Source organism: Streptomyces sp. NPDC040405 (genome assembly GCF_055595765.1).
This window is the reverse complement of sequence record NZ_JBVIVI010000003.1, coordinates 17,270-29,779: the sequence shown is the minus strand read 5'-3', so window position 1 is coordinate 29,779 and position 12,510 is coordinate 17,270. Positions and strand designations below refer to the sequence as shown.

The following is a 12,510-nucleotide window of genomic DNA, read 5'->3' as shown; positions in this document are numbered from 1 at the left end:
ATGACCGACCAGATCTCCGGCGCATCCGGGCCGGACGACTTCGACCACTTGGACGACACCGCCCTCGACGCGCTGCTCGAACAGCGGCTGAACGACCGGGCCGCGGCGGGACCGGAAGCCGAAGCCATCCGGCCCGTCGACGACAGCGGGCCCGCGCCCCTGTCCTTCGGCCAGGAGCGGCTGTGGTTCCTCGACCAGTACGAGTCCGGGGGCATCGAGTACACCTCGTCCGTCGGCCTGCGCCTGCACGGCGAACTGCACACCGACGCGCTCGCCGCCGCGCTCGGCGCGCTCGTCGCCCGCCACGAGCCGCTGCGCACCACCTTCGCCACCGCCGAGGGCCGGGCCCACCAGGTCGTACGCCCCGCCACCCCGGTGGACCTGGCCGTGACCGACCTCGGCGGACTGCCCGAAGAGGCCCGGCAGGCGCGGGTGGACGACATGCTGCGGGCCGAACTCGGCCGCCCCTTCGACCTCGCCGAGGGGCCGCTGCTGCGGGCCGTGCTGCTGCGTCTCGACGCCGCCCGGCACACACTGCTGCTCAACATGCACCACATCGCGGCCGACGGCTGGTCCAAGGGCGTGATCGCCCATGAGCTGGGCGAGTTGTACTCGGCCGCGCTGGAGGGCCGCGAACACCGGCTGCCGCCGCTGCCGGTGCGCTTCCGCGACTACGCCGCCTGGCAGCGGGAGAACCTGACCCCCGCCCGGTGGGAATCCCAGCTGGACTTCTGGAAGAACACCCTGGCTGGTGTGGAGCCGCTGGAACTCCCCTCCGACCGGCCCCGGCCCGCCGTCCGCACCACCAACGGCGCCCTGGCGCCCTTCAGCGTCCCGGCCGGGGTGGCCCGGGGCCTGGCCGAGCTGGGGCAGCGGCACGGCGGCACGCTGTTCTCGGTGCTCGTGGCCGCCTCGCAGGTGCTGCTGGCGCGCTACTCCCGCCAGCGGGACGTGGCGGTGGGCACCGTGACCGTCGGCCGGGACCGCAGCGAACTGGAGCCGCTGGTCGGCTTCTTCGTCAACACCCTCGTGGTGCGCTCGGACGTGGACGCCGACCTGCCGTTCACCGACTTCCTCGGGCGGGTCACCGACACCGTATGGGACGCCCTGGCCCACCAGGACATCCCCTTCGACCGGCTGGTGGACGCGCTGCACATCGAGCGGGACCCCGGCCGCACCCCGCTGGTGCAGGCCGCGGTCGTCCTGCAGAACACCCCCGGCGGCGAGATCGGTCTGCCGGGCCTCGATGTGACGGAGTTCCGGCCGCCGTCGGTGTCCTCGATCTTCGACCTGACGCTGGAGTTCGCCGAGACCGCGTCGGGCGAGCTGACCGGCACCGTCGAGTACAACACCGACCTGTTCGACGCCGCGACCATGGCCCGCCTCACCGGCCACCTGGGCGTGCTGCTGAAGAGCATCGTGGCCGACCCGCACCGCCCGGTCGGCGGCCTCCCGCTGCTCACCGAGGGCGAGCGGCACACCCTCACCCGCGAATGGGGCCACAACCGCGTCCCCTACCCGGCCGACGCCACCGTGCACGAGCTGGTCGCCGCCCGGGCCGGGCGCGGCCCGGACGCCATCGCGGTCGGCGGCGGGACGGACACGCTCACCTACGGGGAGCTGGAGGAGGGTGCCAACCGGCTCGCCCATCACCTCATCGCCCAGGGCGCCGAGCCCGGCGGCCATGTGGCGGTGTGCCTGCCGCGCGGCGCGGACTTCTGTCTGGCCCTGCTCGCCGTGCTCAAGGCGGGCTGCGCCTATGTGCCGCTGGATCCGGACCATCCGGCCGAGCGGCTGGCGTACATCCTGGACGACACCCGGGCCCGGGTGTGCCTGACCGACCGGTCCCAGGCCGGGCGGCTGCCCGGAGGCCGGGCCGTAACGGTCCTGCTGGACGAGGAGGCCGACGCGATCGCCGCCTGCCCCCCGGACGCCCCCCGGGTGGCGGTCGGGCCGGAGGACGCGGCGTACGTGCTGTACACCTCCGGCTCCACCGGCACACCGAAGGGCGTCGTCGTCGAGCACCGCTCGATCGTCCGCCTGGTCAGCGAGGCCGACTACGCGCCGCTGCGCGAGGACGACGTGGTGGCCCAGGCCGCGGACGTCACCTTCGACGCCGCCACCTTCGAGATCTGGGGCGCCCTGACGGCCGGGGCGCGCCTGATCCCGATGGAGCGGGAAACGCTGCTGGACGCGCGGGCGCTGCGCGATGCCATCGAGCGGCTGGGCATCACCACCATGTGGCTGACGGCCGGGGTGTTCGACCAGGTCGCGGCCGTCGACCCGGCCGCGTTCGGCACACTGCGGAACCTCCTGTTCGGCGGGGACGCCGTGAACCCGCGCCGGGCCGCGCAGGTCCTGGCGACCGCTCCGCCGCAGCGCCTGGTCAACGGCTACGGACCCACCGAGACCACCACCTTCGCCACCTGGCACCACGTCCGCGAGGCGGACGGGACCACCCCGATCCCCATCGGCCGCCCCATCGTCAACACCTCGGTGTACGTCCTCGACGAGCGCCGGGGGCCGGTCCCCGTGGGCGTCCCCGGCGAGTTGTACATCGGGGGTCCAGGGGTGGCCCGCGGCTATCTCAACCTGCCCGAGCTGACCGGGGAACGCTTCCTCGCCGACCCGTTCGCCGACGCCCCGGGGGCCCGGCTGTACCGCACGGGTGACCTGGTGCGATGGCGGTCCGACGGCACACTGGAGTTCCTGGGCCGCACCGACGACCAGGTCAAGATGCGCGGCTACCGCATCGAGCCGGGCGAGATCGAATCCGTACTGGAACAGCACCCGAAGGTGGCCGCCGCCGCGGTGGTGGCGCGCCGGGACGGCGACCGCAAGCAACTGGTCGGCTATGTACGGCAGTCCGGGGACGAGGTTCCCGAGCCCGCCGAGCTGCGCGCCTTCACCGAGGCCCGGCTGCCCGGCTATCTGGTGCCCTCCGCCTTCGTGGCGCTCGCGGAGTTCCCTCTCACCGCCAGCGGCAAGCTGGACCGGCGCGCCCTGCCCGCACCGAGCGAGTCGCACACCCCGGGCACGGACCATGCCGCTCCGCGTGGCGAGGCCGAAGTGGCCCTGGCGGGGGTGTGGTCCGATGTGCTCGGCATCGAGCGCGTGAGCACCCGCGACAACTTCTTCGACCTCGGCGGGGACTCCATCCTCAGCATCCAGGTCGTCGCCAGGGCCCGGCAGGCGGGCTGGGCGCTGACCTCCAAGGATGTCTTCGCCCGGCAGACCGTGGCGGAGCTGGCGCGGGCCGCGGTGCCCGTCACCTCCGCCACCGACAGCGGCCCGGTCACCGGGGAGGCACCGCTCACCCCCGTACAGCGCTGGTTCTTCGCCCATCACACCCGCGCGCCGCACCACTTCAACCAGTCCGTGCTGCTCACTCTCGCCCCGGACACCGACGAACAGGCGCTGGCGGCGGCGCTGCGCGCCGTGGTCGGGCACCATGACGCGCTGCGGATGCGCTTCAGCGGCCGGGGCTCGGACGTACGCCAGGTCAACCTGCCCGTGGGCGAGGCGATCCCGCTGGAGCGGGTCGATCTGGGCCACCTCGACGACGGGGAGCGGCAGCGCGTCACGGCGGCGCTGGCCGAGCGGGCCCAGGCGGGGCTGAGCCTCGACGACGGCCCGCTGCTGCGTGCCCTGCTCTTCACCGGGGCACCCGGCAGCCCCGGCCAGCTCTTCCTGACCGTGCACCACCTGGTGGTGGACGGGGTGTCCTGGCGGATCCTGCTGGAGGATCTGGAGCGCGCCTTCCAGCAGGTGGCGGCCGGTGGGCCGGTGGAGCTGGGCGCCAAGACCACCTCCTTCCGCGACTGGGCACGGCGGCTGGCAGGGCACACCGAGGCCGGAGGCTTCGACGCCGAGCTGGACCACTGGCGGGAGGTGGCCGGCCATCCGGCCCCGCCCCTTCCGGCCGACCGCGACGGCGAGAACACCATGGCGTCGGTCCATCAGGTGAGCGCCGGGCTGGACGCCGAGGCGACGGACGCCCTGCTGCACCGGGTCCCGGCCGTCTACCGCACCCAGGTCAACGACATCCTGCTCACCGCGCTCGGCCAGTCGCTGTGCCGCTGGACCGGCGACGAGCGGGTGGTGGTCGATCTGGAGGGGCACGGCCGCGAGGAGATCCTCGACGGGGTGGACGTCTCGCGGACCGTGGGCTGGTTCACGTCGATCTTCCCCGTTCTGCTGACCGTCCCCGGCGGGCAGGCGGTGGGCGACCTCATCAAGTCGATGAAGGAGAGCCTGCGCGCCGTTCCGCAGCGCGGCGTCGGCTACGGAGCCCTGCGGTACGTGGCCGGTGACCGGTCCGCCCTGCCCGAGCGCTCCCCCGCCGTCAGCTTCAACTACCTGGGCCAGTGGCAGGACGACAGCGGCGACGGGCTCTACGCGGCCCGCGCGTTCGACTTCGGCCGCGACCACAGCCCGCTGGAGGTGCGCCCGCATCTGCTGGACATCGTCGGCGAAGTACGGGGCGGGCGCCTGGAGTTCACCCTCTACTACTCGCGTGACGTCCACAACGAGGCGACCGTGCGCTCCCTGGCCGACGACCTGGTCGGCGCGGTGCGCGCCCTGATCGACCACTGCCTGTCGCCGGGCACCGGCGGCGCCACCCCGTCCGACTTCCCGCTGGCCCGCCTCGACCAGGCGGCCGTGGACCGGCTGGCCGGGCCCGGCACCCAGGTCGAGGACATCTATCCGCTCACTCCGCTGCAGAGCGGCATGCTCTTCCACGCGCTGACCGAGCCGCACGGCGCCTACCTCGACCATGTCTCCTTCCTGCTGGAGGGCGCGGGCGACACCGGGGCGCTGGAGGCGGCGTGGCGGCGGGTGGCCGAGGCGACCCCGGCGCTCCGTACCCACCTGGTGTGGGAGGGCGTCGAACGCCCCGTGCAGGTCATCCGGCGCGACGCCCGGCCGGGCATCAGCACGCTGGACTGGCGCGGCCACGACGAGGACGAACGGGCCCGGCTGCTGGATGAGCTGGTGGCCCGGGAGCGGGGCGCGGGCATGGACCTGGCGTCCGGCCCGCTGACCCGGCTGGTGCTGGCCCGGGAGCGGGACGACGCCATACGCATCCTCTGGACCTTCCACCACATCGTCCTCGACGGCTGGAGCACCTCCGGGATCCTCGCCGACGTCTTCGCCCACTACCGCGCCCTCGCCGATGGGACGGCGCCCGAGCCCGTCCCGGTCCGGGCCCCGTTCCGCGACTACGTCCAGTGGCTCGGCCGTCAGGACGACGCCCGGGCCGAGGAGTACTGGCGGGGCGCGCTGGCCGGGCTGCACTCGCCCACCCCGCTCCCGTACGACCGCCGCCCCGCCCCGGGACACCAGTCCGAGGCGGCCGAGCGGGTCACCGTGGAGCTGGCGGCGGAGCACTCCACCGCGCTCGCCGAGCACGCCCGCGGCCACCGGCTCACCCTCAACACCGTGGTCCAGGGGGCCTGGGCCCTGCTGCTCTCCCGCTACAGCGGCGAGGAGGACGTGTGCTTCGGGGCCACCGTCTCCGGGCGCCCGGCGGAGCTGCCGGACGTGGCGGCGATGGTCGGCAACTTCCTCAACACGCTGCCCGTACGCACCCGGGTGGCCGAGGACCACCATCTGCTGGCCTGGCTGCGGGGGCTTCAGGAGGAGCAGGTCGAGGCCCGGCGCTACGAGTACGCGCCGCTCCCCCAGGTGCAGGCCGTCTCGCAACTGCCGCGCGGCGTCCGGCTCTTCGACAGCATCGTGGTCTTCGAGAACTATCCGGGCAACGAGGAGGCGGCGGCCGCGCACGGGCTCGCGGTCACCGGCGTCGCCGCCGTGGACACCACCAGCTATCCGCTGGACCTGACCGTCTACCTCGACGGCGACCGGCTCGCCATCCAACTCGCCTACGACGCCGCCCTGTTCGACCGCGCCCGGGTGGCGCGGATGGCCGAGCACCTGGAAGCGCTGCTGCGCGGCATGGCCCGCGGCCTCGACCTGCCGCTCGCGGAGCTGTCCATGCTCCCCGAGCACGAGCGGGCGCAGTCGCTCGGCGAGTGGAGCGGCCGCCCGCTCCCCTTCGACGAGACCACCTGTCTGCACGAGGTGATCGCCCGGCAGGCCCGGCTCACCCCGGACACCGAGGCGGTGGTCTACGGCGCGGCCTCGCTGACCTACGCCGAACTGGACGAGGCGGCCGACCGGCTGGCGCAGGAGCTGGCCGCGCGCGGTGTGGGCCCGGACTCGGTGGTCGCCATCTGCGTGGAGCGCGGGCTCCACATGGTCGTGGCCCTGCTGGGGGTACTCAAGGCCGGTGGCGCGTATCTGCCGCTGGACCCGGCGCACCCCGCCGAGCGGCTGACGTATCTGCTGACCGACAGCGCCGCCGAGCTGGTCCTCACCCAGGCCGCGGTGGCCGACCGGCTGCCCGGCGGGGTGCCGGTGCTCCGGCTGGACGAGGAGTGGCCGCGGATCGCCGGACTTCCCGCGCGCACTCCGCAGTCCGGGGTCACGCCGAGCCATCTCGCCTACGTCATCTACACCTCCGGCTCCACCGGGCGGCCCAAGGGCGTCATGGTCGAGCACCGCAGCGTGGTGTTCGCCGCCGCGTCCTGGGGGCAGGTGTACCGGACCGCGGACGCGCCGCCCGCCCGGCAGCTCAACGTGGCCAGCATGTCCTTCGACGTGTTCGTCTCCGACCTGGCGCATGTGCTGTGCCACGGCGGCACGCTGGTCATCGCGCCCGCCGAGGCCACCACCGACCCCGGGCTGCTGCTGGACCTGATGGCCGGGGCCCGGGTGACCCACATGGAGACCGTGCCGTCGCTGGCGGGCGCGCTCGCCGAGGAGGCCGAGCGGCGGGGCACCGGACTTCCCCCGCTGCGGATGCTCGCCGTCGGCTCCGACAACTGGCGGACGCACGACTGCCGCAGGCTTCTGGCGCAGGCGGCCGAGGGCACCGAGTTCCTCAACTCCTACGGGGTCACCGAGGCCACCGTGGAGTCCTGTGTCTACCCGGTGCGTGCGGACCGGCTGCCGGACGGCGCCGGTGTGCCCGTGGGGCAGGCGATTCCCGGCGCGCGCACCTATGTGCTGGACGAGGCGCGGCGGCCCGTCCCGGTGGGCGTCGTGGGTGAGCTGTACCTCGGCGGCCCCGGCGTGGCCCGGGGCTATCTGAACCGGCCCGAGCTGACCGGGGAGCGGTTCGTGCCCGACCCGTTCGCCACGGAGCCCGGGGCCCGGCTGTACCGCACGGGCGATCTGGTGCGCCGCCGGGCCGACGGTGACATCGAGTTCGCCGGGCGGGCCGACGACCAGGTCAAGATCAGGGGCTTCCGGATCGAACTGGCCGAGGTCGAGGCCGCCATGCGGCGGCATCCCGCGGTGGCCGACGCGGTGGTCGCCGCCCGGCAGGACGGCGCGGCCGCCGCCCGCCTGGTCGGCTACGTCGTACCGGCGCCGGGGCGGCCGTTCGCCGCCGCGGAGCTGCGCGCCCACCTCAAGGACGTACTGCCGGGGTACATGGTGCCCGCGGCGCTCGCCGAGCTGGCCGCGCTGCCGCTGAACGCCAACGGCAAGGTCGACCGCCGCGCCCTGCCCGCCCCGGACACCGAGGACCGGCCCACGACCGGCCACGTGCCGCCACGCAACCGGATGGAGGAGGCCCTCGCTGAGGTGTGGGCCGACGTCCTGCGCGTCGAGCGGGTGGGGGTCGAGGACAACTTCTTCGACCTCGGCGGGGACTCCATCTTGAGCATCCAAGTCGTGACCCGAGCACGGCAGAAGGGGATTACGTTGTCGTCCAAGGACATATTCGCCCACCAGACCGTCGCCGAGCTGGCGTTCGCGACGACCGCCGCCGAGACGGCGGAGAAGCCCGCCGACGCCGGGCGCGCCGCTCCGGTGGTGGGCCGGGCGCCGCTGACGCCGATCCAGCGCACCTTCTTCGGCCGCCACACGGCCGCGCCGCACCACTACGACATGTCGGTGCTCGTGGACCTGTCCCGGGCGCCGGACACCGCGGCGCTGCGCCGCGCCCTCGATGCCCTGCTGGACCACCACGACCAGCTGCGGGCCCGCTACACCTCGGCGTACGGACGCTGGCAGCAGGAGGTGACCGAGGCGGGCGCCGGCTGGCCGCTGGAGGAGGTGGACCTGTCCGGGGAGGAGGCGCCCGAGGAGGCGATGCACCGGGCCGCGACGCGCGCCCAGGCCGGGTTCGACCTGGCCGCCGGGCGGCCGGTCGCCGCGGTGCTCTTCCACCTGGGCGACGGCGGCAGCAGGCTCTTCCTGACCGCCCACCACCTGGTGGTCGACGCGGTGTCCTGGCAGTTGCTGCTCACCGATCTGGAGACCGGCTACGCGCAGGCGGCCGCCGGGCAGGCGGTGGACCTGGGGAGGAAGACCACCTCCTTCCGCGACTGGGCGCTGCGGCTGTCCGAGCACACCGCGGCGGGCGGCTTCGACGCGGAGCTGGACCACTGGGTGGCCACCGGCCGCCGGGCCGAGCCGGACCTGCCCGTCGACCGCCGGGCCGAGGCGACGGTGGCCTCGGCGGGCGAGGTGCGGGTGGCGCTGGCCGAGGAGGACACCCGGGCGCTGCTCCACGACGTCCCGGCCACGTACCGCACCCAGGTCAACGACGTCCTGCTCACGGCGCTGGGCACCGCCCTCGCCGACTGGACCGGCCGGGAGAGCGTGCTGTTCGACCTGGAGGGCCACGGCCGCGAGGACCTCTTCGACGATGTCGACACCAGCCGTACGGCGGGCTGGTTCACCAGTGGCTTCCCGGTGGCGCTGGCCCCGGAGGGCGAGGACTGGGGCGAGCGGCTGAAGTCGGTCAAGGAGCAGCTGCGCGCGGTGCCGCGGCGTGGCATCGGCTACGGCGCGCTGCGCCACCTGAGCCCGGCGGGTTCGCCCGCCGAGATCCTCGCCGAGGCCCCGGGCGCGCAGGTGTGCTTCAACTACCTGGGCCAGGCCGATGACGCGGCGTTCGGCGACGGGCTGGTCCGCGGCGTCCGGCTGGGCTTCGGCACGGAGCAGGCGGCCGAGGAGTCGCTGGAATACCTGCTGGACATCGTCGCCCACGTCCGGGGCGGGCGGCTGGAGATCTCCCTGTTCCACTCCTCGGCCGTGCACGACACGGCGACCGTCGAGCGGTTCGGGACACGGCTCGCGGACGCGCTGCGCGGCATCGTCGCGCACTGCGCGACGGCCGGGCCCGGCGGCGCCACGCCCTCGGACTTCCCGCTGGCGCGGGTGGACCAGCCGACGCTGGACCAGCTCACCGAGCGCGGCGGCCGCATCGACGACCTCTACCCGCTGACGCCCATGCAGAGCGGGCTGCTGTTCCACAGTCTGGACGAGTCCGGCGACGACGAGGGCATCTACCTGGGCCATCTGTCGTTCGTACTGGACGGCGTGGACGACCTGCCCGCCCTGGCCCAGGCGTGGCAGCTGCTGACCGACCGCACCCCGATCCTGCGCACCGCGCTGGTCTGGGAAAACGTGGACGACCCGATGCAGGTGGTGCACCACGGCGTGACGATGCCGGTGGAGATGCTGGACTGGACCGGGCTGACGGAGTCCGAGCGCTCCGCGCGCTTCGAGAAGCTGCTGGACGAGGAGCGGGCGCGGAGCATGGACCTGACGGCCGCGCCGCTGTCCCGGGTCACCCTGATCGCCGAGACGGACCGCAGCGTCCGCACCGTGTGGACCTCGCACCATGTGCTTCTCGACGGCTGGAGCAGCGCCGATCTGCTGGCCGAGCTGCTGGAGCACTATCTGCGGGTGCGCGGCCTCAAGGAGGGCCCGCTGCCGGCCCGGCGGCCGTTCCGCGACTATGTGGCGTGGCTGGACCGCCAGGACCCGCAGGCCGCCGAGCAGCACTGGCGGCGGGTGCTGGAGGGCCACACCGAGCCGACCCCGCTGCCGGTCGACCACGACCTGCCCGGCACCGAGTGGACCGGCTCGCGGGCCCGGATCTCCTTCCAGCTTCCCCAGGAGACCTCGGACCGGCTCGGCGAGCTGGTCAAGCGCCACCGGCTCACGGTCAACACCCTCGCGCAGGGCGCCTGGGCGCTGCTGCTGTCCCGCTACTCGGGGCGGACGGACGTGTGCTTCGGCTCGGCGGTGTCCGGGCGGCCCGCCGATCTGCCCGGCGTCGAGTCGATCGCGGGCATCTTCATCAACAACATCCCCGTGCGCACCCGGGTCGACGGTGAACGGCGGCTGGTGGACTGGCTGGCCGGTCTTCAGCGGGAGCAGACCGAGGCGCGCAGCTACGAGTTCGTGTCCCTGTCGCAGATCCGCGGCTGGGCGCAGGTCTCGGCCGGGACGAGCCTGTACGACAGCTACATCGTGGTCGAGAACTATCCGTACGAGGGCGAGATGGGCGCCGAGTACGGGGTGAGCCTGCGCGACCCGCAGGCGCTGGAGTTCACCAACTTCCCCATGGTGCTGGCCGTGTTCCCGGCCGGCCGGCTGGGCCTGCGGCTCGCCTACGACCCGGTGCTGTTCGAGCCGGAGACGGCGGAGCGCGTCATGGCCGACCTGCGCGCCCTGCTGGAGGAGATCGCCGAGGCCCCGGAGCGCACGGTGGCGCAGCTCGGCGAGCTGAGCACCGAGCACCGGCGCGAGGTGCTCACCACCCACCAGGGCCCGCGGATCACGTTCGACGACCGTCCGGTGCACCAGCTGTTCGCCGAGCAGGCGGCGCGTACCCCGCAGGCCGTCGCCGTGGTCGGCGAGGACGGGCAGCTCACCTTCGCCGAGCTGGACGCCGCCGCCAACCGGCTGGCGCATCACCTGGCCGAGCGGGGCGTCGGCTCCCAGACCCCGGTGGCGGTCCTGCTGGAGCGCGGCACGGACCTGGTCACGGCGCTGCTGGCGGTGCTCAAGGCGGGCGGCACCTACGTCCCCGTCGACGCGTCGGCGCCCGCCGAACGGGTGGCGCTGCTGCTGGCGGACACCGCGGCACCCGTGGTGGTGACCCATGGCCAGCTGCGCGGGCGGATCCCGCACAGCGGGGCGGCCGTCGTCGGTCTGGACGAGGAGCGGGAGCGGATCGCGGACCGCCCCGCCACCGCGCCCGGGGTCACGGTCTCCCCCGACGCGGCGGCGTACATCATCCACACCTCCGGTTCGACGGGGCGCCCCAAGGGCGTGGTGGTCGAGCACCGCAGCCTGGCCAACCTGTTCGACAGCCATCGGCGCACAGTGTTCGGCCCGGTCCGGGACACCGCGGACGGCCGCCCGCTGCGGGTGGCGCACCTGGCCCCGGCGTCCTTCGACGCCTCGTGGAACCCGGTGCTGTGGATGGCCGACGGCAACGAGCTGCACATCGTCGACGACCGCACCCGCCGGGACCCCCAGGCGCTGGCCGACCATGTGGCCGACCAGGGCATCGAGTTCCTGCAGACCACGCCGTCGTACTTCCAGCAGCTGGCCGACACCGGTCTGCTGGACCGTCCCGGGCTGCGGCTGCGCGGCCTGGCCCTGGGCGGCGAGCCGGTGGGCCAGGAGCTGTGGGAGCGGCTGCGGGCCCGCCCGGAGCTGGTGAGCTTCAACTTCTACGGCCCGACCGAGTGCACCGTGGACACGGTGATGACGCGCCTCGCCGACAGCGACCGCCCGGTGATCGGCCGCCCGCTGCAGAACACCCGGGCCTACGTCCTGGACGAGGCGCTGGGCGTCCTGCCGGTCGGTGCCCCCGGCGAGCTGTGCCTGTCCGGTGCGGGGCTGGCCCGGGAGTACCTCGACCAGCCGGAGCAGACCGCGCGTTCCTTCGTGGCGGCCCCGTTCGGCTCCGGTGAGCGCCTGTACCGCACCGGGGACCGGGTGCGGCGGCTGCCGGACGGGACGCTGGAGTACCTGGGCCGTCTGGATCACCAGATCAAGCTGCGCGGCTACCGCATCGAGCCGGGCGAGATCGAGCACGCGCTGACCGGCCACCCGGAGGTCGCCGAGGCGGTGGTCGTGGTGCGCGGCGAGGCGGAGGCCCGGCGGCTGGTCGGATACGTCCGGGTGGCCGAGCCGGAGTCCTTCGACGCCAAGGCGCTGACCGGCCACCTCGCGGAGCGGCTGCCGGACTACATGGTGCCGCCCACGCTGGTGGCGCTGGCGGAGTTCCCGCTGAACGCCAACGGCAAGGTTGACCGCGGCGCACTGCCCGTGGAGGGGGCGCCGCAGACGGCCGGCAACGGGTTCGTCGAGCCGCGGACCGACACCGAGAAGGCGCTGGCGAAGATCTGGGCCGATGTGCTGGACGTGGAGCGGGTGGGCGCCCACGACAACTTCTTCCACCTCGGCGGGCATTCGATCCTCAGCCTGAAGACGCTCTCCCAGATCAAGCGCGCCTTCGGCGTCCGGCCCTCGTTCCGGGAGCTGCTCGGCACCCCCACCCTCTCCGGCTTCGCCGAGCTGATCGAAGAGGCGCTGGTGCGGGAGCTGGAGCGGGCCGCGGCCGAGGAGATCGCCGCGGAAAACACTGCCGACGCCGCCAGCGCGGCCGACGCGGAACGGAAGGCGTGA

The 12,510-nt window shown here is 73.9% G+C and carries 1 protein-coding gene; it reads left to right on the top strand.

From position 1 onward, the window contains the following. Positions 1 to 12,510, top strand: a complete 12,510-nt coding sequence (locus ACZ59A_RS14280; protein ID WP_470957982.1) for a non-ribosomal peptide synthetase — start codon at positions 1 to 3, stop codon at positions 12,508 to 12,510.

Excerpts from the sequence above, each read along its gene's own strand:
- ACZ59A_RS14280 (WP_470957982.1), top strand. The coding sequence starts at position 1 with ATGACCGACCAGATCTCCGGCGCATCCGGGCCGGACGACTTCGACCAC.